This is a genomic window from Neobacillus drentensis NBRC 102427 (assembly GCF_001591445.1).
GTDB classification, from domain to species: Bacteria; Bacillota; Bacilli; order Bacillales; family Cytobacillaceae; genus Neobacillus; species Neobacillus drentensis.
The window spans coordinates 43,941-64,498 of sequence record NZ_BCUX01000029.1; the positions used below are offsets into that span (position 1 = coordinate 43,941).

General features: G+C 41.0%; 23 protein-coding genes. 15 read left to right on the top strand and 8 right to left on the bottom strand.

Annotated features, from left to right (window positions below):
- The first annotated feature begins 8 nt into the window (after positions 1-8).
- From mce to BDR01S_RS15360, 4 genes are all read left to right on the top strand, one after another.
- Entirely contained in the window at positions 9-422 is a 414-nt protein-coding gene (gene mce, locus BDR01S_RS15345; RefSeq protein ID WP_066257423.1) for a methylmalonyl-CoA epimerase, read from the top strand.
- Positions 423-1,973: an acyl-CoA carboxylase subunit beta gene (locus BDR01S_RS15350; RefSeq protein ID WP_066257421.1), complete on the top strand. Its 1,551-nt coding sequence runs from the start codon at positions 423-425 to the stop codon at positions 1,971-1,973. It begins immediately after the preceding gene.
- Positions 1,974-2,067: 94 nt separating this feature from the next.
- Positions 2,068-3,189: a tripeptidase T gene (locus tag BDR01S_RS15355; protein ID WP_066257419.1), complete on the top strand. Its 1,122-nt coding sequence runs from the start codon at positions 2,068-2,070 to the stop codon at positions 3,187-3,189.
- Positions 3,190-3,268: 79 nt separating this feature from the next.
- A complete protein-coding gene (locus tag BDR01S_RS15360) occupies positions 3,269-4,546 on the top strand; it encodes a DNA polymerase IV (protein ID WP_066257415.1) in 1,278 nt (425 codons plus the stop codon).
- 44 nt (positions 4,547-4,590) lie between these two features.
- Here BDR01S_RS15360 and zwf read toward each other — a convergent pair whose 3' ends face one another.
- Positions 4,591-6,060, bottom strand: a complete 1,470-nt coding sequence (gene zwf, locus BDR01S_RS15365) for a glucose-6-phosphate dehydrogenase (RefSeq protein ID WP_066260247.1) — start codon at positions 6,058-6,060, stop codon at positions 4,591-4,593.
- Between the two features lie 270 nt (positions 6,061-6,330).
- Between zwf and rnz the strand changes: the two genes are divergently transcribed.
- The gene (rnz, locus tag BDR01S_RS15370; RefSeq protein ID WP_066257413.1) at positions 6,331-7,254 is read left to right on the top strand and encodes a ribonuclease Z; all 924 of its coding nucleotides are present in this window, start codon (positions 6,331-6,333) and stop codon (positions 7,252-7,254) included.
- Positions 7,255-7,334: 80 nt separating this feature from the next.
- Here the strand turns inward: rnz and BDR01S_RS15375 are convergent, their stop codons facing one another.
- Both BDR01S_RS15375 and proC read right to left on the bottom strand, forming a co-directional pair.
- A complete protein-coding gene (locus BDR01S_RS15375) occupies positions 7,335-8,474 on the bottom strand; it encodes a glycosyltransferase family 2 protein (RefSeq protein WP_066257412.1) in 1,140 nt (379 codons plus the stop codon).
- Between the two features lie 60 nt (positions 8,475-8,534).
- A complete protein-coding gene (gene proC / locus BDR01S_RS15380) occupies positions 8,535-9,380 on the bottom strand; it encodes a pyrroline-5-carboxylate reductase (RefSeq protein ID WP_066257410.1) in 846 nt (281 codons plus the stop codon).
- A 485-nt stretch (positions 9,381-9,865) separates the two neighbouring features.
- On the opposite strand from proC, the gene BDR01S_RS15390 reads away from it, so the two are divergent.
- Complete coding sequence (locus BDR01S_RS15390; protein WP_066257408.1) at positions 9,866-10,828, top strand: MBL fold metallo-hydrolase; 963 nt, start codon at positions 9,866-9,868, stop codon at positions 10,826-10,828.
- 33 nt (positions 10,829-10,861) lie between these two features.
- Positions 10,862-11,659 carry an SDR family NAD(P)-dependent oxidoreductase gene (locus BDR01S_RS15395; protein ID WP_066257406.1) on the top strand — a complete coding sequence of 266 codons (798 nt, stop codon included), beginning with the start codon at positions 10,862-10,864 and terminating at the stop codon, positions 11,657-11,659.
- 363 nt (positions 11,660-12,022) lie between these two features.
- Here BDR01S_RS15395 and BDR01S_RS15400 read toward each other — a convergent pair whose 3' ends face one another.
- Positions 12,023-12,214 (bottom strand): YqzH family protein, encoded by a 192-nt coding sequence (locus tag BDR01S_RS15400; protein ID WP_066363239.1) that lies wholly within the window; start codon positions 12,212-12,214, stop codon positions 12,023-12,025.
- A 158-nt stretch (positions 12,215-12,372) separates the two neighbouring features.
- Here BDR01S_RS15400 and BDR01S_RS15405 point away from each other — a divergent pair, with 158 nt between their 5' ends.
- The 3 genes from BDR01S_RS15405 to BDR01S_RS15415 all read left to right on the top strand — a co-directional run bounded on the left by BDR01S_RS15405 (position 12,373) and on the right by BDR01S_RS15415 (position 14,393).
- On the top strand, positions 12,373-13,632 hold the full coding sequence (locus BDR01S_RS15405) for a Y-family DNA polymerase (RefSeq protein WP_066257402.1): 1,260 nt from the start codon (positions 12,373-12,375) through the stop codon (positions 13,630-13,632).
- Between the two features lie 14 nt (positions 13,633-13,646).
- Positions 13,647-13,982 carry a YolD-like family protein gene (locus BDR01S_RS15410; RefSeq protein WP_066257400.1) on the top strand — a complete coding sequence of 112 codons (336 nt, stop codon included), beginning with the start codon at positions 13,647-13,649 and terminating at the stop codon, positions 13,980-13,982.
- Positions 13,983-14,060: 78 nt separating this feature from the next.
- Positions 14,061-14,393, top strand: coding sequence for an iron-sulfur cluster biosynthesis family protein (locus tag BDR01S_RS15415; protein WP_066257398.1), 333 nt, complete (start codon positions 14,061-14,063; stop codon positions 14,391-14,393).
- A 21-nt stretch (positions 14,394-14,414) separates the two neighbouring features.
- On the opposite strand, the gene BDR01S_RS15420 is transcribed toward BDR01S_RS15415, so the two are convergent.
- Together BDR01S_RS15420 and BDR01S_RS25800 are read right to left on the bottom strand one after the other, a co-directional pair.
- Positions 14,415-15,335: an alpha/beta hydrolase gene (locus tag BDR01S_RS15420; RefSeq protein ID WP_066260244.1), complete on the bottom strand. Its 921-nt coding sequence runs from the start codon at positions 15,333-15,335 to the stop codon at positions 14,415-14,417.
- A gap of 132 nt (positions 15,336-15,467) precedes the next feature.
- Complete coding sequence (locus BDR01S_RS25800) at positions 15,468-15,608, bottom strand: hypothetical protein (protein WP_169801445.1); 141 nt, start codon at positions 15,606-15,608, stop codon at positions 15,468-15,470.
- Positions 15,609-15,843: 235 nt separating this feature from the next.
- On the opposite strand from BDR01S_RS25800, the gene BDR01S_RS15425 reads away from it, so the two are divergent.
- From BDR01S_RS15425 to BDR01S_RS15435, 3 genes are all read left to right on the top strand, one after another.
- A complete protein-coding gene (locus tag BDR01S_RS15425; protein ID WP_066257396.1) occupies positions 15,844-16,533 on the top strand; it encodes a CoA transferase subunit A in 690 nt (229 codons plus the stop codon).
- 24 nt (positions 16,534-16,557) lie between these two features.
- Complete coding sequence (locus BDR01S_RS15430) at positions 16,558-17,214, top strand: 3-oxoacid CoA-transferase subunit B (protein WP_066257395.1); 657 nt, start codon at positions 16,558-16,560, stop codon at positions 17,212-17,214.
- A 113-nt stretch (positions 17,215-17,327) separates the two neighbouring features.
- A complete protein-coding gene (locus BDR01S_RS15435; RefSeq protein WP_066257393.1) occupies positions 17,328-17,582 on the top strand; it encodes a YqkE family protein in 255 nt (84 codons plus the stop codon).
- Between the two features lie 37 nt (positions 17,583-17,619).
- On the opposite strand, the gene BDR01S_RS15440 is transcribed toward BDR01S_RS15435, so the two are convergent.
- Both BDR01S_RS15440 and mciZ read right to left on the bottom strand, forming a co-directional pair.
- Positions 17,620-18,531: an aldo/keto reductase gene (locus BDR01S_RS15440; protein WP_066257391.1), complete on the bottom strand. Its 912-nt coding sequence runs from the start codon at positions 18,529-18,531 to the stop codon at positions 17,620-17,622.
- 63 nt (positions 18,532-18,594) lie between these two features.
- Entirely contained in the window at positions 18,595-18,726 is a 132-nt protein-coding gene (gene mciZ / locus BDR01S_RS24950) for a Z-ring formation inhibitor MciZ (RefSeq protein ID WP_082797448.1), read from the bottom strand.
- 70 nt (positions 18,727-18,796) lie between these two features.
- Between mciZ and BDR01S_RS15445 the strand changes: the two genes are divergently transcribed.
- Positions 18,797-19,351, top strand: a complete 555-nt coding sequence (locus tag BDR01S_RS15445; RefSeq protein WP_066257389.1) for an NUDIX hydrolase — start codon at positions 18,797-18,799, stop codon at positions 19,349-19,351.
- Entirely contained in the window at positions 19,348-20,511 is a 1,164-nt protein-coding gene (locus tag BDR01S_RS15450) for an endonuclease Q family protein (RefSeq protein WP_066257388.1), read from the top strand. The genes BDR01S_RS15445 and BDR01S_RS15450 overlap by 4 nt, the downstream gene beginning before the upstream one ends.
- Positions 20,512-20,558: the final 47 nt, after the last annotated feature.

Below are 20,558 nucleotides of genomic sequence, written 5' to 3' on the forward strand. Positions count from 1 at the left end.
GGGTAAAAATGATTAAAAAGGTCGACCATATTGGAATTGCTGTGAAGTCTATCGAGAAAACGCTTCCTTTTTATACCGATGTGTTAAATCTGCCATTAATAGGTATCGAAGAGGTTGAAACTCAAAAGGTAAGAGTGGCATTTTTACAGGCAGGGAGTACAAAACTTGAATTGCTTGAGCCTATTTCGGAGGAAAGTCCAATTGCCAAATTTATCGAAAAACGAGGCGAGGGCATCCACCACGTTGCACTGGGTGTGGAATCGATTGAGGAAAGAATTAGTGAAATGAAAGAAAAGGGAATTCGTATGATCGATGACCAGCCAAGAAGCGGTGCCGGTGGAGCAGATATTGCCTTCCTGCATCCAAAATCGGCAGCTGGGGTTTTATTTGAGTTATGCGAGAAGAAGGGGATGAAGGGGTAAATGATAGACATCTATGAAAAAATAAATGAATTGTATGATAAACGTCGCGAGGTTGAAATGGGTGGCGGTGATGAGCGAATTGATAAGCAGCATGAAAAGGGCAAATTGACTGCTAGAGAAAGAATCGATCTATTAGTAGACAAAGGCTCGTTTTTTGAATTAAATCCTTTCATTGAGCACCGGACCAATGATTTTGGTCTAGATGAACAAAAGGGCCCCGGGGATGGGGTTGTGACCGGTTTTGGGAAAGTAAACGGCCGTCCTATCTATCTTTTTTCGCAAGATTTTACTGTTTTTGGCGGTGCATTAGGGGAAATGCATGCCAAGAAGATTGCAAATGTGATGGATTTAGCAGCAAAAAATGGAGCACCTTTTATTGGTCTAAATGATTCGGGAGGAGCGCGCATTCAAGAAGGAGTCGTTTCGTTAGATGGATACGGGCATATTTTTTACCGAAATGCCATTTATTCGGGTGTCATTCCGCAAATTTCAGTGATTTTAGGTCCGTGTGCAGGTGGAGCCGTCTATTCACCTGCTATTACTGATTTTGTGTTTATGGTTGAAAAAACGAGTCAAATGTTTATTACTGGACCTAAGGTCATCGAAACCGTGACAGGTGAGAAAATATCAGCTGAAGAACTGGGCGGTGCAAATGTCCATAGTTCAATCAGTGGAAATGCTCATTTTCATTCCGATTCAGAAGTTGAGGTATTACTAAACGTCCGAAGGCTATTAAGTTATCTTCCTCAGAATAATCAAGAGAAACCTCCTAGATTTGAGGTACAAGAGGACGAAGATTATCGACCAGATTTAATGGATGTGATTCCGTTCGATGCAGTTCGTCCCTATGATGTCCGAAAAGTCATTGAGCATGTTGTTGACGAGGATTCTTTCATGGAAATTCATAAGGATTTTGCAAGAAACATAGTTGTAGGCTTTGCTCGGATCAAAGGTGAATCAGTCGGCCTTGTCTGTAATCAGCCTAAGGTGATGGCAGGAGGCTTGGATATCGATTCGTCTGATAAGGCGGCTCGATTTATCAGAACCTGTGATTCTTTTAATATTCCAATCATAACGTTTGAGGATGTTACCGGCTTCTTCCCGGGTGTTAAACAGGAACATGGGGGAATTATACGCCATGGTGCCAAAATATTATTTGCGTATTCCGAGGCGACCGTGCCGAAGTTGACAGTTATTTTAAGAAAAGCTTATGGTGGTGCCTATGTGGCGTTAAACAGTAAGTCTATTGGTGCTGACTTGGTATTTGCCTGGCCCAATGCGGAAATAGCTGTTATGGGTCCTCAAGGGGCAGCCAATATAATTTTTGCTAAGGATATTAATAATAGTGAAAATCCTGAACTCACAAGGCAGCAAAAAATCGATGAATATCGTGAAAAATTTGCCAATCCATATGTGGCGGCAAGCAGAGGCATGGTCGATGATGTCATTGACCCACGAGAAACAAGAATGAAGATTGTTCAAGGATTAGAAATGCTTAGAAACAAAAAAGAGTCAAGACCATATAAAAAGCATGGAAATATCCCGCTGTAAACCAAAACCCAATAGTCAACTCCCTTTCATTTGATGATACCTTTATTAAAAGGTATACTGATATAGTGAGTACATAATTGGAGGGGTCAATAGAATGGTTAATCAGGAGCGTCTTTTGAATGAATTTTTGGAACTTGTGCAAATTGACTCAGAAACGAAATTTGAAACAGAAATTGCGAAGGTATTAAAACAAAAATTTACTGAGCTTGGTCTCGAAGTTTTTGAAGATGATACGACCTCTGTGACAGGACATGGGGCAGGCAATTTAGTTTGCACATTAGCAGCAACTAAAGAGGGTGTGGACCCTATTTATTTTACCTGCCATATGGATACAGTTACACCAGCTAAGGGTGTAAAGCCATCGATTAAAGATGGCTATGTGGTTACTGATGGCACGACGATTTTAGGGGCAGATGATAAAACAGGTATTTCTGTTATGCTAGAAACCATTCGTCAATTAAAAGAACAGAATCTTCCGCATGGTTTGATTCAATTCGTCATCACTGTTGGGGAAGAGTCTGGTCTTGTCGGTGCAAAAGCGCTTGATTCTTCATTGATGAAAGCAAAATTTGGCTATGCGTTAGATAGTGATGGCTTAGTTGGTAACGTAGTTGTAGCTGCTCCTACACAAGCAAAGGTAAAAACTGTTATATACGGTAAAACAGCTCATGCTGGTGTAGCACCTGAAAAAGGGGTCTCTGCGATTACGATTGCAGCAAAATCGATTGCAAGGATGCCGTTAGGAAGAATTGACCACGAGACAACGGCAAATATTGGCCGCTTTGAAGGTGGTCAGGCAACCAATATCGTTTGTGACCGTGTCGATATTTTAGCGGAAGCACGTTCACTTATCCCTGAAAAAATGCAGGCTCAGGTCAGCAAAATGAAGGAAGCATTTGAAACGGTTGCAGCAGAAATGGGCGGCAGAGCCGAAGTGAATGTGGAAGTCATGTATCCCGGCTTTAAATTTGCTGAAGGCGATCATGTTGTGGAAGTCGCTCGCAAGGCTGCAGCAAAAATTGGCCGCAGCTGTGAACTGCAGCATAGCGGCGGCGGCAGTGATGCCAACGTATTTGCCGGCTTTAACATTCCAACAGTTAACCTGGCTGTCGGTTATGAAGAAATTCATACCACTAACGAACGGATGCCAGTGGAAGAATTGTATAAGCTAGCCGAAATGACACTTGCCATTATCGAAGAAGTGGCAAATCAATAATACTTTGTAAGGAGAACCTAACTGATGGTTCTCCTTTTTGATATAATTAGCGGAGAAAATGTATTGAAGGAGTGCCAGCATGAAGGAAATGTATCCCAAAAACGGAAAAGTCATTTTACATGTTGATATGAACAGCTTTTACGCATCGGTTGAAATGGCCTATGATTCCAATCTTAAAGGGAAACCACTTGCGATTGCTGGAAATGTCGAGGAGCGAAGAGGAATCATAGTTACTTGCAGCTATGAGGCGCGAAAATTCGGTGTGAAAACCACGATGCCACTGTGGGAAGCGAGAAAACTTTGTCCGCAGTTAGTCGTCATGAAGCCAAATTTTGAACGTTATCGTACCGTTTCCCTTGCGATGTTTGAAATTCTTCGGCACTATACTGACCTCGTTGAGCCTGTTTCGATTGACGAAGGTTACTTAGATATAACGGAAAGCTTTGAATTCGGCAGTCCGATAGAAATCGCCGAAAGTATTCAAAAAAGGATTCATGAACAGCTAGATATACCTTGCAGTATTGGGATCGCTCCAAATAAGTTTTTAGCAAAAACGGCATCAGATATGAAAAAGCCAATGGGGATTACCGTGCTTCGAAAGCGTGATATACCGAAAATCCTTTGGCCCTTAAACACGAACGATATGCATGGTGTTGGAAAAAAGACTACTGAAAAGTTAGAGACCATTGGGATTCACACCATTGGTGATTTAGCAAAAGGCAATGAGATTCAACTTAAAACACTTCTTGGTATCAATGGAATTCGATTAAAAGAAAGAGCCAATGGGATTGATTATCGCCCTGTTGACCCGGAATCGATTGAAGAATTTAAAAGTATCGGCAATTCAACCACCTTGCCTAAGGACGTTGGTAATCAACTGGAACTATTCCGTGTGTTAGAATCATTGGCAGAAACGGTTTCTGTAAGGCTGAAGCGAAAGAAAGTCCTTGCGTCTACACTCGGAATAACCATACGTTATAAAGATCGAAAGACAATTACTAGAAGTAAAAAACTTTCTAACCCAATCAGTCATAAAGAAGATCTTTCATCGTTTGCAAAGCAGCTTTTTCTAAAATCATGGAACGGAGATCCGATACGATTGTTGGGCATCACAGGTACTGATTTAGTCGATCAGACCCGAGCTTATAAACAATTAGATTTATTTTCCTATGAAAAGGATGCGAAAAAAGAACCGTTACTTAATACAATTTCTAGTCTTCGTGAAAAGTTCGGGAAAAGTATTATTGAAAATGCGGGGTCGCACAAAATGGATGGTTCTCAAAATATCGGAACCGGAACGAGCTTTAATAAAGACTTTCTCCGGACCTTTCCAAATAAAAATAAGGATCCGGACTAAAAAGGACCACTTTGCTGTCATCACAAAGTGGTCCTTTTTGATATTTACTTACATATATCAACCTCTAAATCAGTTACAGGCCACCAGAAGTAACCGTCTTTTTCTAACAGCTCATCCACCTCTTTAGGTCCCATCGTCCCGGATTGATAATTAGGGAAGTAGTCAGCCTTTGTGCTTTCCCAAACCGCCGAAATTTTATCTACAAAGCTCCAGGAATAGGCGACTTCATCCCAATGGGTGAAATTCGTAGCATCGCCGCGCATGCAATCTAAAAGGAGTTTCTCATAACCTTCAGGTGTATTCATCGCATGGATGCCTGTATTGGCAAAGCTTAATTTAACCTCTTGTGCATCCAAATGTCCACCCGCTTTCTTGGCGTTTAAGTGCAGGGTAATTCCCTCTTCGGGTTGAATATGAATGACCAGGAGGTTCGGATTTAACATTTTTTCTGTTTGGTAATATAAATTCATCGGAATATCTTTAAATTGAATGACAATTTTTGTTGATTTTGTCGACATTCTTTTTCCAGTTCGAATGTAAAATGGCACACCAGCCCAACGGAAATTATCAATCATGATTTTACCAGCAACAAAGGTTTCAGTATTCGATTCTTTGTCCACCATTGTTTCCTCACGATAGGCAGGAACCTGAACATCCTCAACTGTGCCCTCACCGTACTGTCCGCGAACAAAATATTCATTTACTTGTTCCCCCTCAACCGTGCGAAGAGCTCGAAATACACGAACCTTTTCAGATCGGATTTCATCGGTAGTAAGGTTAATAGGCGGTTCCATCGCAAGCAATGCCACCATTTGCATCATATGGTTTTGCAGCATATCTCTAAGAGCTCCGCTTGTTTCATAATAACGGCCGCGTTCTTCCACCCCGAGGACCTCACTGGAGGTAATTTGAATGTTTGAGATATAGCGGTTATTCCAAAGCGGTTCAAAAATAGCATTGGCGAAACGGATTACCTCGATATTTCGAACCATTTCTTTGCCCAAATAATGATCGATACGATACACTTCTTTTTCTAGAAATGCACTCCTGATTTGCTTATTTAGCTCGATTGCAGATGCTAAGTCATGTCCAAATGGCTTCTCAATCACAAGTCGTTTATAGCCTTTTACTTCTGTCAGTTTATCTGATTTTAAATGCAGAGCGATGGTTCCAAAAAATTCAGGGGCCATGGCGAGATAAAAAATGCGATTGCCTTCTAATTGATAATGTTCATCAATTTCATCTGCCAAATTTTTTAACATGGCATATGAATTGGAATCAGAGACATCATGTGATTGATAGTAAAAATGGGAGGTGAATTCATCAATCCTGTCTTTTTTTCCTAATGCAGATAAGACGGAGTCTCTAACAGAATGTTGAAACTCTTCGGTAGAAAGGGATCTTCTTGCCACGCCAACAACTGCAAATTTATTTAATTTACCTTTCTCAAATAACCGGTATAAGGAAGGAAACAACTTCCGTTTTGCTAAATCACCAGTCGCACCAAAAATCATAATTAATGAAGTCACGTTTCCAGTTTGCGTCAAAGTAAAGCCCTCTTTTCTAGTTATGTAATTTGTTTATTCAATAAATATCGCATTCATTGATTTTATAGTATTCCGTTAGCCTTCGCAAAAATAAAACTCCAAGTCACGATTATTTTTCACTTAATAGTCTGTGTTATTCACTTATTTCTTAAAGATCCTCTAGGGAGAAATTGATTTCTTTTTGTGCTATATTAACAATATTGGATAAAAGGAACGGATTGAGAGGAGCTATTATTAGTGGACATATTTTTCCTGGGAACAGGGGCTGGAATGCCGGCAAAACTTCGCAATGTAACGTCAATCGCACTGAAATTGTTAGAAGAGCGGGGGGCGGTTTGGTTATTTGATGCCGGGGAGGCTACCCAGCATCAAATTCTGCATACATCGATTAAACCACGCCGGATTGAAAAGATCTTTATTACCCATCTTCATGGTGACCATATCTATGGCCTGCCTGGTTTATTATCAAGCCGCTCTTTTCAAGGCGGGGAATCTGAGGTAACGGTTTATGGACCTAAAGGGATTAAAGACTATATTCATGTCAGCCTTTCATTAAGCCAGACCTATTTGAAATACCCGCTTGATGTCATTGAGATTGACGAAGGAATGATTTTTGAAGATGAGCAGTTTACGGTGGAATCCCTCAGGCTTGATCATGGAATCCCCTCGTACGGGTATCGAATCGTCGAAAAGGATCGTCCCGGAACCTTACTTGCAGATAAGCTAAAGGAAGCGGGTGTACAGCCGGGACCTATTTTTAGAAAAATTAAAAATGGTGAAATCGTTACCCTTGAAGATGGCAGGACTATTGATCCGAATCAGTTTCTTGGTCCTGAACAGAAGGGGAGAATTGTCACAATATTAGGGGACACACGGTACTGCGAAAATGCGATTTCATTGGCTGAAAATGCAGATCTTTTGGTTCATGAAGCGACTTTTTCAGCGGGTGAAGAAAGACTTGCCCACGACTATTTTCATTCGACCACGCATCAGGCGGCGGAAGTTGCAACCAAGGCTGGCTGTAAGCAATTGTGCATAACTCACATTAGCTCCCGTTATGATCGAAATGCTTGGCAAGAATTAGTGGCTGAGGCAAAGGAAGTATTTCCGAATACAGATATTGCCGAGGATTTTAAAGAAATAAATCTGCCACTAAAGTAATTTAAAAACGCACTTACCTCAAAAATAGGTAAGTGCGTTTGAAATAAACGGGAAAAACCCAGCCCCAAAAAATCAAGCTACTACTCTTTTTCCCTTAGTTCACTTAAACGATAGGTGGTCCCCCTCCAGACAATTCCCCCACGCTTAAAGGTAAGAAAACTTGCCCGTATGATCGAATAAATAAACAGCAAGGCAGTAATTGGAAAGACTAAAAACATCAAAGGGGAGAATAAGGTTAATTTTTTTATGACCACCACATAAAGTATTCCGCAAAGCACGATATTCCCGATGCTTAATAGTGCAACCATTTTGTTTCCTGAAAAAATCATTACAAAGGGCAGTACGTTGGTGATAAATACCCCTAGTATTGCAAAGATTATCATGCTGATTCGGTAATGTAATCCGGCAAATGTGTTCTTCTCTAGACCGATGAAAGCTTCTTTTAAACTTCCATACCATTCCACTTCGATTAAATGCAGTGCAGTCACAATTCTTTGGCGGTAGCCGGCTTTTTTCATTTTCATCCCAAGTTGCAAATCATCGTCCGGACGCATTTTTATTTTCTCATGTGTTCCAAACGTTTCATACGCCTCTTTCAAAACCAGATTAAACGCACCAATCCCCGTGCCAATTTTTGATTTTGGATTATTTGCTAACCAAGGGCGTTTAAAGTAAGAAAAACCAAACAGGAAAAAAGCAACAAATGTCTTTAACCAAAAAACTTTCGCGCTTAGGTTTGGCGCCGCGGTTAGGTGGTCCAGCTCGTTTCTTTCAAAATAATGAAGTGCTTTTGCGAAGGCCTGTTGCTCGTATTTTATGTCAGCATCGGTAAACAACAGCCATTTACCTGATGCCTGAAGCGTGCCCCTATATAAGGCGTTATTCTTTCCAAGCCAGCCCTCGGGCAATTGTTCAATATGGATGACCCTTATTCGCGAGTCCCTTTTTGTTAATTCTTCCATGATGGTTCCAGTTGTGTCAGTTGACCGATCATTAACAAGAATCCATTCCACATTTTTGTACGTTTGCTCCAACTGGCTGAGGATACTTGCTGCTATTTGTTTCTCCTCATTACGGGCGGCAACGACTACCGATAATAGTGGTCCAAGTTCCAAGTCCTTTTCCTTTTCCAGTGGATCTATTTTTCGTAACCCAATCAGCCCATCGAAAAGAAAAACAATCCAGACTAGAATTCCTAAAGAAAATAAGATGGTTAGCATGCCCTACACTTCCCTATTGCCTTTTTTACTAGTGTAATGTAATCAGGGCAAAAATCAAATTTAGGAAGGCTGCTCTGCAGTTCGAAGCTTGGAACTTAATTCAGCTCCCATTTTTTTGGATTGGGCAGTTGCTGCTTTAATGCATGAGATAAATGCCTGCTGGACTCCGTGTTCTTCTAGAACTCTAATGCCAGCTTCGGTTGTTCCTCCCGGGCTTGTTACTTCTTTGCGCAGCTGTGTAGATGATTTGCTTGAGTTTTTCACCATCTCTGCTGCGCCAAGTAGTGTTTGAACAATTAATTCACTGGCCATTTCCTTGTCCAGGCCCACTTCAACGGCACTTTTCTCCATGGCTTCGATTAGATAATAAATATAGGCAGGTCCACTCCCGGAGAGCCCAGTAACGGCATCTAACTGTTCCTCTTCCACGAATGAGGCCAAGCCAACTGTTCTAAATAGGTTTTTGATCGTTTCCAATTGCTGCTCGGTCACGCGCTGATTTACGGCAACGGCTGTGGCCGATTTTGCAACAGCTGCCGAAGTGTTCGGCATCGACCGTACAATCGGAAGTGGAATTTTTGCCAATGTTTCAATTGTATTCATGGAGACCCCGGCTAAGACAGAGACGACGAGCATTTGTTCCGTTAAGTGTTCACGAATTGATTGCATGGCAGTTGCGACGTCCTTTGGTTTCATAGCTAACATGACAATGTCAGCTTGATTAAATAGTTCATTCAGATTATAAGTCGTTTGAATTCCATACCTTGTTTCTAAGTTAGCTAATCTTTCTTGATTGGAATTGTTGGTAATCCAGATATTTTTTTTATCTATAAAACCATTTTCGAGAATTCCTGAAATGAATGCTTCAGCCATCGATCCTGCACCTATAATTGCGATTTTTTTCATGAATATTCCTCCTCTTATTTTTCAAACAAAAACAAAAAGACCTCTCATCCGTAAAGGACGAAAGGTCTAGCTTCCGTGGTACCACCTTCATTTACCCTTGCTTAAATTTCAATAAGGGATTACTCGAATCCTATAACGCCGGACGTGCGTTAGGTTTTCCTAAGTGCTCCTAAGGTAGGTTCAATGATTAAGAGGGCGGTGAAGTCTTTCAGCCATCGAACTTCACTCTCTAGCGCCATTTCTCATTTACTGGTCTTATTCATCGCTTTAACGAATCAAATTTTACTAGTGATTATGCAAGATAAACATCCTATCTGTCAAGAGTTAAGTTTATTGAATTTTTTATTTTTTCTAAAAAGTTATGCAGAAATAATGACAATTGACTTAAAAATGGTTACACTTTAATTTATACAATAAATGTCACATAATGTTCATATCTATACAATCGAATTCTTTATTTGAGAATAATGTAAGGGGATTTAGAAATGACAGAATGGAAAGATGGAATTGCCAAAATTACGGTGCCGACTCCTTTTGCGGTCGGGGATGTCAATGTCTATTTGGTTAAAGGTGAGCGTTTAACACTCGTTGACGCGGGCGTAAAAACGGAACAGTCCTGGGAGTCGCTTAAGGAACAAATGGGGAAATTAGGATTAAGCCCTGCCGATATCGAGCAGGTGGTCCTAACACATCACCACCCTGATCATGTGGGGATGCTGGACTTTTTTCCGGATTCCTTAGAAGTATATGGTCATCATTTGAATGAACGATGGATTCATCAAACAGAAGCCTTTTTTCAAGAACAAGAAGAATTCTTCCGTGTTCACTTTCTAAAGTTTGGTCTGCCTGAGGAATATTTTCCGTTACTGTCTAAGTTAAGAAAAACATTGAAATATTCATGTAACCGCTCATTGACTGGACATCTTGTTGAGGGAATGAGACCTCCAGGGCTAAAGGAGTGGCAGGTAATTGAAACACCTGGTCATGCCCAAAGCCATATTGCACTTTACCGGGAAAAGGATGGCATTTTGATCGGTGGAGATTTAATTTTAGCTCATATTTCACCGAATCCCTTGCTTGAGCCGCCTGCCCCAGGTGAAGCAGAAAGACCGAAGCCGCTGCTGCAGCATAATGACTCCATGAGGAAGCTGCTTTCGTATCCGATTCAATGTGTCTACACAGGTCATGGTGAGGAGGTCTACAAGTTAGCAGAGCTGATTGAAAAGCGGCTGAAACGCCAACACGAGCGGGCAATGACGGTCCATAGCTGGTTAAAAGAAGAAGAGCTGACCGTATTTGATATTTGTAAACGACTGTTCCCGTCGGTATATCAGCGCGAACTGATGCTAACCATTTCGGAAACAGTGGCACAACTTGACTATTTATCATCTATCGGGGAGATTAGTAGTAAGGATACTAAACCCGTGCTTTATCAAGCTAAACTATAAGCAGCGGCGGATCAACTCAGATGAGGTGTAGAAATGGTTAGAGAACAATTAAAAGGTAAAAGTATTGTGATCACGGGTGCTTCAGGGGGAATCGGAGCGGAAATCGCTAAGCTTTGTGCAGCAAGCGGTGCCAATCTTGTTCTGCTTGCACGAAGTATTGGCAAGCTTGAACAATTGCAAACGGAGCTCCAGCAAAAGCATCAGATTAAAGTGGCTGTTTATCAGCTGGATGTGTCGGATACAGCTCAGGTACAGGCGGTTTTTCAACGGATCTTCGATACCATCGGAGAGATTGATATTCTTGTCAATAATGCCGGCTTTGGAATTTTCAAGGAAGCTCATTTGGCAACAATGGATGAAATCAAGGGAATGTTTGATGTCAATGTTGTCGGGCTTATGGCCTGCACAAGCATGGTGCTGCCGAAAATGCGGGACAGGCGCTTTGGTCATATTATTAATATTGCCTCACAGGCTGGGAAAATTGCCACTCCTAAATCGAGTGTCTATTCAGCCTCGAAGCATGCTGTTCTTGGTTACACGAACTCACTGCGAATGGAGCTTTCTGACTACAATGTACAAGTGACTTCGGTGAACCCTGGGCCAATTGCCACTAACTTTTTTAACATAGCCGATGAAAAAGGCACCTATGTTAAAAATGTGCAAAGATTTATGCTTCAGCCTGAATATGTCGCCCAAAAAGTCGTTGATAGTATGCTGACGAAAACAAGGGAGATTAATTTGCCAGGCTGGATGAATATGGGGAGCGTTGTGTACGTCCTCTTTCCTCGGCTATTTGAGCGGATAGGAAAACGGGTGCTTAATCGGAAATAGATTGTTATTTTTTTATTTAAGGTTAGGCTCTGTTATATCTGAATGTTGATTTCACGGTATATGAAAAATAAACGGAGAAATTCCGGCTAAATTGGGAAATACCCATATTTCCTTAAAAATAAGGGGAGTTTTTCCGTTTATATCATCCAAATCTTTGGATTTTGTCTTATTTAGAGCAGTTAATCGGAATATCTCCTCTTATATTCGCTTCTAAGGTTCCCCTAAATACATTAGCAGGAAATTCTCCGCCTATGAATTCTCATAATGAGTTTGAATATATCGGTTTCTCCAACAAATAATGAATTAAATTTTGATCCATCATACGACCGCACTGTGATTTTTTCACTAGCGCGGTTTTTTGTATTACTCCGCTAAATATTCATATACCGTATCATTCACAATCTCATATAAATCTGCGGTTGGCTCCTCTGCTTTCGTTTGAAGGATCTGGTTGCTTAGCTTTTCCAAATCGTTTTCTCCAATAGGCATTGTCCCCGTCTCATAATATTGTTTAAAACAATTTTTGATCATTTTAACCACTAGCTTTTTATCCATCAACATGCACCTCACAAACCATTATACTATTTTTCACCTCACTTCCATAAAAGAATAGTGTCAAAAAATTTCCATTGAATACGAACGCATATTCGCTTATGATAATGAGTATAATGAAAAGGAACGAATGTTCGATACTCTGATTGTGAGGGAAAGCCATGGTGGATTACAGCGCATTGCCGCAAAATAAAATTTTATGTGTCGACATGAAGAGCTTTTATGCCAGCTGTTCGGCTGTCATGCGGGGTCTTGACCCTATGGAGTGTTATTTAGCGGTTGTCGGTCAAAAAGAGCGGCAGGGGAGTATTGTCCTCGCTTCTTCGCCCCGTATGAAAAAAGAATTTGGTATCAAAACGGGTTCCCGGATGTTTGAAATTCCAAACGACCCCAGGATTGAAATTGTTGAGCCCAAAATGGCAACGTATTTACGGATTGCTACTGAAATTTCGCGTGTCTTTAACCGCTATGTCCCCAAAGAAGCGATTCATGTCTATAGCGTTGATGAAAGTTTTATAAAAGTGGATGGTGCCCTTCATTTGTGGGGGGATGCTCACACAATTGCCAAAAAAATAAGGGATGATATTGAGCGGGAGTTTCAACTGCCATGTGCCGTTGGAATTGGCCCTAACATGTTACTTGCCAAACTATGTCTTGATCTTGATGCCAAGAAAAGCGGAGTGGCCGAGTGGACGTATGAAGATGTTCAGACAAAGCTTTGGAATGTGTCACCACTCAGGGAAATGTGGGGGATTGGCAGGCGAGTCGAAAAAACATTAAATGGGATGGGCATTTTCACTGTCGGTCAGCTTGCCCGCTATGATTTAGAAAAGCTCGAAAAGAAATTCGGCATCATGGGGAACCAGCTTTACCATCATGCTTGGGGAGTTGATTTGTCGGATTTGGGTGCACCGCTTATCCAAGGACAGATTAGCTTCGGGAAAAGTCAAATTCTGTTAAGGGACTATAAAGAGGAAGCGGAAATTAAGACGGTCATTTTAGAAATGTGTGAGGAAGTAGCCAGAAGAGCACGAACTCATCGAAAGGCAGGGAGAACGATTAGTCTCGGAGTCGGCTACAGCCAAGACGAATTTGGCGGCGGTTTTCATCGTTCGAGAAGTATCGGGCAGCCGACCAATGTGACGATGGAGCTTTACCGTGTGTGTCTGGAATTATTTCATGAGCATTACACTGGGAAGACGGTACGGCAGATTTCAATTGCCATCAGTAATATTGTTGATGATCTAGAATTGCAGCTTGATCTTTTCGACATGGGTGCCTATAAGAGGCGCGAGCTTGGCTATGTAGTGGATACGGTTCGCAGACGCTTTGGTTCAAGTTCCTTGTTGCGCGCGGTTTCATATACAGCTGCTGGAACAGCTAAGCACCGGGCCACGTTAGTTGGAGGACATAAAAGATAGGAGGGAAGAGCCGTATGATTCGCGACCGCGGAAGAATCAAATGGACATCGATGATGCTTCCGGAGCATGTGAAATTGCTTAGGGATTGGGTGAAGGAAGATCGGTACGAACAGAAACGAGAAATGGATGAGCAGCAGCTGGAACTTATGAATGGGATTTTGTCCGAAGCGATTGAATATGATCAGTATGTGACAATTACCCATTACCGGAATCGGAACTATGAAATCGTGATTGGTAAAATCCATTACTGGGATGAACTAACACAAAGGCTTCATGTCATCGATCGCTTTGAAGAGGTGCACCGGATTCCAATGGATGCCATTGCTGACATCCGAATGACGGAGATTTAAATCTATGAGCAAAGAAGAATCAACCCCCGAGTAACATGTGGTACAATCACCATATGTTAAACAGAGGGGGGCAATAACGTGGAAATCAATATAACTGCAGCAGCAGCTGGAAAAATAAATGAAAGAATTAATAATCGAGATGGCTACTTGAAACTAAAATACGATACAGACGACTGTGGCTGCGCCGTAAATGGTGTAATAGCTTTGTGGTTTATCCCGGAATTAGAAACTGATGACATTGCTATTGAAACAAATGACCGGACGGTTTATGCAGAAAAATCAAAAATGGTCTTTTTCGATGAGCAAATGAAAATTGATTTTTCGCAAGCATCCAATTGCTTTCAACTAAAGAGCCCGCAGCAAATCTTAAATGGCCATATGAGTTTAATTATGAAAGAAAAAACAGACTGATCCATTGAGGACAGTCTGTTTTTAGCTTGGCAATGGATGATCAACATATTTTTGTAAAAATTCATCAATCACCCGTTCGTAATCGGCACGGTTTTCATTAAAGGACTGGGCATGGCGGCCGTTCGCTGCTAAAAAGAGCATTTTAGGACCCTTTTTATGCTCAAATAAATCCTTTGTCATGGTAGGGAGAATAAAATCATCCTTTTGGCTGTGAATAAACAAAATCGGATGTTTGATATTTTCAATGACCGAAATCGGAGAAACATTTCGGATCGAATATTTGTCCCGAAGGCGTAAAAGAGCATCACCAAGCGGCAGCAAAAGACCAGGGATGAGCTTGAAGTCTTTTTTAATCAAATACGCAAGCTGTTCCTTAAAATCCGAAAACGGGCAATCGGCAATATAAAAATCTGCCCCATCCTCAAGGAGTCCAGCATATAACAGCATCGTAGCGGCACCCATCGATTCGCCATGAATCCCAAGTTCAAGCTGAGACCCTTTTTCTTGTTTGAGCCAATCGACGACAGTCTTTAAATCAAATTTTTCATAATGACCAAAACTAGTTGTTTTACCGCCAGATTCCCCGTGACGACGATGGTCATAAATTAACGTATTAAACCCTCGCTCTAAAAACATATTCGCATATTTAATCGAATTAATTTTCGTTTCGGTTACTCCATGAGAAATAATGATATAGCGGTTGGTCTGGTGCGGTTCTACGAGCTGGGCTTTAATCGTGTATCCAAAAGGTGAAGAAATATCAACCTCCCGTTTTGGGAGAGAATCAAATTCATCAGGATTATACCGGCCGGCATCTTTTTCACGCCTTAAAATTAATTCCTCATCCTTCTTTTTCATATACATGAGACGGTTTGTAAAATACAAACCAAGAGATAACCAGAAAAACAACAAAACAAACAAAGTTCGAAATGCCTTCCTCACCATTGGCACCTCCCGTAGAATTTAATATAACATATGTAAGATAAGTACCAAGCGCCCATAAATTAACAGTTTTAATTGTAACACAAAGAAAACCGCTGACACCAATGAGCGGTTTCCGAGTTTTGAGATTATTTACTGTTCTGCGTTTTGTCTTTTGGTAGGGTGAGTTGCTTTTTCGATTTCTTCAGCGGCTATCACACGCTGTCCCCCACCTGCTGTTTCTGCATAGTTTTTTCCCTTTTGACTGGAACCTTTATCCCGTTTTTGGCTCATAATATTCTGTCTCCCTTCAAGCTAGTCTCAATTAATAAGATGCATTAGTCGAAGACTGATTATTCATAGAAGGTAAATTTAGATTCATTTTCCCCCTCCAATCATCATACTTTCATTGTAGTAATGCTAATTTCTAGAGAGCAAGAATAATATAAGTTTTGACAAAATAAGAGGATTTTCTATAATTTTACGAGAAATAGTAAAGAGAATAAGGGCATAAGGGGGGGAAATTAGGATGAAAAATATTTGTACTTCCTTCCAGGAGGCAGTTGCCGGTATTCATGATGGGGCAACGTTAATGGTTGGTGGATTTGGGTTATGCGGCATACCGGAAAATCTGATTCTTGCCTTGGCAGAAAAAGGGGTGAAGGATTTAACGGTTATTTCAAATAACTGCGGGATTGATGAGTGGGGTTTAGGACTTCTATTAAATAATAAACAAATTAAAAAGATGATTGGATCCTATGTTGGTGAAAATAAAGAGTTTGAGAGACAGGTTTTAACTGGAGAACTCGAAGTGGAGTTGACACCTCAAGGCACATTGGCTGAAAAAATCAGGGCAGGTGGGGCTGGGATCCCAGCATTTTATACACCAGCTGGAGTAGGAACACCGATTGCAGAAGGGAAAGAAACGAAGGTTTTTAACGGGAGAGAATACCTTCTGGAAGAGGCACTAACAGCCGACTTTAGTCTTGTCAGGGCCTGGAAAGGTGACAAAATGGGAAATCTCGTTTACCACAAAACAGCACGAAACTTCAATCCGATGATTGCAGCGGCTGGGAAAATAACGATTGCTGAAGTGGAAACACTTTGTGAAATTGGCGAATTAGATGCTAACTTTATTCATACCCCCAGTATCTATGTACAAACAATCATCGAAGGAACACAGGAAAAACGAATTGAGAGATTGACAGTGAGAAAATAGTGTATAGAGAAGGGAGAAAGCGCAATGGCGAATGTGAGAGAGAGGATTGCAATAAGGGCTGAAAGGGAAATAGAAAACGGATTTTATGTAAATCTAGGCATTGGTATGCCAACCCTGGTTGCTAATTTTATGTCACCAAATAAGCAGGTAGTTTTGCAATCGGAAAACGGTCTACTAGGCATCGGACCGTATCCAGGTGCGGATGAGGTGGACCCCGATTTAATCAATGCCGGTAAAGAGACCGTAACGGCAATTAGTGGTGCAGCCTATTTTGATAGCGCTGAATCGTTTGCGATGATTCGCGGCGGACATGTCAATTTGGCAATCCTTGGTGGCATGGAAGTATCCGAAACTGGTGACTTAGCCAACTGGATGATTCCTGGTAAAATGATTAAGGGTATGGGTGGTGCCATGGACCTTGTCCATGGCGCACAGAAAATTATTGTCATTATGGAGCATGTCAATAAAAAGGGTGAATCAAAAATATTGAAACAATGTACGCTTCCCTTAACAGGTAAAGGGGTCGTAAATCGAATTATCACCGAGCGTGCTGTCATGGATGTAACGGATTCAGGGCTAAGGCTTGTGGAAGTTGCTAAAGGATATACGGTTGAAGACGTTGTCAGTTCAACTGAAGCCACATTATCTGTGGGAGAAAACGTGGAGCTTGATGCTTATTAAAGATAACGAGAAAGAGCAGGCTGACTAATAAAGTATAGCCTGCTTTTTTTATATGGGTGAAGTTGAGTGACATGGTATAATATAAATGAATTATGATAACGGAGGCGTTTTGAATGAAAAAGCAAAACAGACAAAAAAATCAATCGAAACCCAAAAAAGATGATTCAGCGGTAACGCTTGGTGATATGATTAATCCAAATTTATTCAAGCAGCTAAAAGAGCAGCAGGAGCAGCTAAAGGCAGCAGAAGAAAAAAGAATTCAAGAGGAAGAACAACGGAAACGAGAGGAAAGAAGATTAAAAGAAAAAAACAAATCATTTGCAGAACTATTAAATGAGAGCGGCATGAACTGGAAGGAATTTAAATAAAAACAATATAAAAAGGAGAGCGAATGAACGCTCTCCATTAACGATGTTCTTTATAGATACTTGCCTTCGTTAACTCTTTAATAATTGAAACTTCTTTATCCGACAGCGGCTGACTGCTAACTGCTTTCGCATTACTCCTGATTTGCTCCGGACTACTGGCCCCGGCAACAACAGAGGCAACGGCAGGATTTGCCAGATTATACTGAAGAGCTATTTCAGTAAAGGGACGTGAGGGTGCTAATTTTTCCTTCAGTAATGGCAAGACTTCATTTAGCTCTTTGAAGCTGTAATCTTGAAAACCTTTTTCAGATACCTTTTCAAGCATTTTTTCACTTAAAAGACCTTTTGCGAGAGGTCCACGGGTCACAACGCTTACCCCATGTTCCTCTAAAAATGGTAAAGTTTCTTCTTCAGGGCGGCGGTCTAAGATACTGTATTGCATCATTACTGAAACGATACTAGACTTTTTAATATATTCCCTAATTACATTGGGGCGAATTGATGAAATGCCATAGTAGCGAATATAGCCTTCCGCTTTTAATTCTTCAAACGCTTCAATCGCTTCCTCAATAGGATCATTAATTGTCCCGCCATGCAACTGATAAAGATCAATATAGTCAGTACCCAGTCGGTTAAGACTCTGTTTGACTTCTTCCTTTATATAGGACTTCGACGGGTCCCATGACCATCCCTTTTTATCTTGACTCCAGCGGTTCCCAACCTTAGTTGCAATGATGACGTGTTCACGGACTTCCTTCAATGCCGTCCCAACTATTTTTTCATTGTTACCAAAATCATATAAGTCAGCTGTATCAAAATAATTGATCCCTTCTTCAAGTGAGGCCTCAATAATTTTTCTCGCGGTTTTCTCCTCAGTTCCAATTGACATACAGCCAAGTCCTAATTCGGTTACATACAAATCTGAATTTCCAAGTTTTCTTTTTTTCACAATATCACCCGTCCTTTTTTTATAATTTTAATAAAGAAAAGGACAGACTACAATCGAAAGACATTATTTTGGGTTCACCTTTTTAACCCATTCGGAAACGGTGAGATGATCTTTGTTGTATTCTTTTAGTTTCTGTAGTACCTCCCAGCCTTTCCCAACAAGGATGATTCCTTTCTCATGAACGTACACCTTCATCCATACCCCTCCAAATAAAGTATGGTAAAATGTATGAGCAAATTAAAGGAATAGAACAGGAGTGACCCATATGAGCAATCTCGAAGAAAAAACGCTTCATAGTGAAGAAATTTTCTCAGGAAAAGTCATTAGTCTTCATTTACAGGAAGTTGAGCTTCCGAACGGAAAACAATCGAAACGGGAGATTGTAAAACATCCCGGGGCTGTTGCTATTTTAGCCATTACTGATGATAAAAAAGTCGTAATGGTCGAGCAATATCGGAAGGCACTAGAACGGACCATTGTAGAAATTCCCGCAGGAAAGCTGGAAAAAGGCGAAGAACCTGCACTTTGTGCCCGCCGTGAACTAGAAGAAGAGACAGGCTATGAGTGCAAGAGCCTTGAATGGCTCACTTCCTTCTACACATCACCAGGATTTGCTGATGAAATTGTTCATGTCTATGTTGCGACAGGACTTACAAAAAAAGAAAATGCAGCCGCACTTGATGAGGATGAGTTTGTCATTCTTGAGGAATTGACCCTTGAAGAAGCTGTCCAATATGTAAAAGAACAAAAAATATATGATGCTAAGACGATATTTGCAGTTCAGTATTTACAATTACAAGAGGCGTTGAAAAATAAATGAATCGCTACTATGTAGATTTACATATACATATTGGACGGACATGGACAGGGAAGCCTGTAAAAATCACTGGTGCCAAGTCACTAACCTTTACGAATATCATTGAACATGCACGACATGAAAAGGGGCTTAATATGGTTGGGATCATCGATAGCCATTCGCCTGAAGTCATCCTTGAAATGGAGAGTCTAGTTCAAAATGGGGATGTAGTGGAACATCCTGATGGGGGCTTAGTGTTTGGTGATTTAACGGTTATTCCCGGTTCAGAGTTAGAAATTTATGATGAGCAATGCAATGGTCCAATCCATCTACTTATGTTTTTTCCAAACCTTTCCGTGATGAGGGAATTTTCCTCCTGGCTGTCAGGTCACTTGAAAAATATTCAATTGAGCTCACAAAGGATATATGTGACGGGGCTTATTTTGCAAAAGAAGGTCAAAGAGTTAGGCGGGATCTTCATTCCTGCCCATGTATTCACGCCCTTTAAAAGTTTATATGGAAAAGGAGTCAATCAATCACTAACGGAGGTATTAGACCCGGAATTGATTGACGCGATTGAACTTGGTTTAAGCTCCGATACGACTATGGCGGATCAAATAAAGGAATTACATGATTATACGTTTGTAACAAATTCTGATGCCCATTCTCTTGCGAAAATTGCGCGTGAATATCAGGTCATTGCGATGAGGGAACCAACATTTCTAGAATTGCAGAAAGCCTTAAAGAATGAGGATGGACGAAAAATTATCGCAAATTATGGTCTTGATCCATTGCTTGGTAAATACCATAAAACAGTTTGTGCCCAGTGTCATCATCCTGCCGCTGAAGACGATCAAATATGTACGAAATGTGGAAGCAATAAGATTATTAAAGGTGTAGCTGATCGAATCCTTGAATTGAAAACGGACGAACAAGGTCCTAAAGACCGCCCGCCCTATATCCACCAAGTCCCACTTGAGTTTATCCCTGGTTTAGGGCCTCGCCTACTTGAGAAATTGGTGGATCACTTTGGCAGTGAAATGGCAATTTTGCACGATGTACCATATGCTGGTTTGAAAGAAGTCGTCCCCGAAAGAATCGCTGACCTGATTCTGAAAGCAAGAGAGGGTAAAATAAATCTAGCAGCCGGTGGTGGTGGGAGATACGGGAAAATTTCTGATTAAAAAAATTGAACCCCGGTAGCTTATGTCTATCGGGTTTCCTTGTGAGA

Coding starts and splice junctions, on each gene's coding strand:
- BDR01S_RS15375 (WP_066257412.1), bottom strand. CDS start 8,474: ATGCTAACCATCTTATTTTCTTTAGGAATTCTAGTCTGGATTGTTTTT.
- mciZ (WP_082797448.1), bottom strand. CDS start 18,726: ATGAAGGTGTACGTTCATGAGAAAGGAATCATCCTTGTTGGGAAAGGC.
- BDR01S_RS15350 (WP_066257421.1), top strand. CDS start 423: ATGATAGACATCTATGAAAAAATAAATGAATTGTATGATAAACGTCGC.
- BDR01S_RS15405 (WP_066257402.1), top strand. CDS start 12,373: ATGGTGGATTACAGCGCATTGCCGCAAAATAAAATTTTATGTGTCGAC.
- BDR01S_RS15430 (WP_066257395.1), top strand. CDS start 16,558: ATGGCGAATGTGAGAGAGAGGATTGCAATAAGGGCTGAAAGGGAAATA.
- zwf (WP_066260247.1), bottom strand. CDS start 6,060: ATGATTTTTGGTGCGACTGGTGATTTAGCAAAACGGAAGTTGTTTCCT.
- BDR01S_RS15400 (WP_066363239.1), bottom strand. CDS start 12,214: ATGGATAAAAAGCTAGTGGTTAAAATGATCAAAAATTGTTTTAAACAA.
- BDR01S_RS25800 (WP_169801445.1), bottom strand. CDS start 15,608: ATGAGCCAAAAACGGGATAAAGGTTCCAGTCAAAAGGGAAAAAACTAT.
- BDR01S_RS15450 (WP_066257388.1), top strand. CDS start 19,348: ATGAATCGCTACTATGTAGATTTACATATACATATTGGACGGACATGG.
- BDR01S_RS15445 (WP_066257389.1), top strand. CDS start 18,797: ATGAGCAATCTCGAAGAAAAAACGCTTCATAGTGAAGAAATTTTCTCA.
- BDR01S_RS15355 (WP_066257419.1), top strand. CDS start 2,068: ATGGTTAATCAGGAGCGTCTTTTGAATGAATTTTTGGAACTTGTGCAA.
- BDR01S_RS15390 (WP_066257408.1), top strand. CDS start 9,866: ATGACAGAATGGAAAGATGGAATTGCCAAAATTACGGTGCCGACTCCT.
- BDR01S_RS15360 (WP_066257415.1), top strand. CDS start 3,269: ATGAAGGAAATGTATCCCAAAAACGGAAAAGTCATTTTACATGTTGAT.
- proC (WP_066257410.1), bottom strand. CDS start 9,380: ATGAAAAAAATCGCAATTATAGGTGCAGGATCGATGGCTGAAGCATTC.
- BDR01S_RS15410 (WP_066257400.1), top strand. CDS start 13,647: ATGATTCGCGACCGCGGAAGAATCAAATGGACATCGATGATGCTTCCG.
- BDR01S_RS15435 (WP_066257393.1), top strand. CDS start 17,328: ATGAAAAAGCAAAACAGACAAAAAAATCAATCGAAACCCAAAAAAGAT.
- BDR01S_RS15425 (WP_066257396.1), top strand. CDS start 15,844: ATGAAAAATATTTGTACTTCCTTCCAGGAGGCAGTTGCCGGTATTCAT.
- mce (WP_066257423.1), top strand. CDS start 9: ATGATTAAAAAGGTCGACCATATTGGAATTGCTGTGAAGTCTATCGAG.
- BDR01S_RS15395 (WP_066257406.1), top strand. CDS start 10,862: ATGGTTAGAGAACAATTAAAAGGTAAAAGTATTGTGATCACGGGTGCT.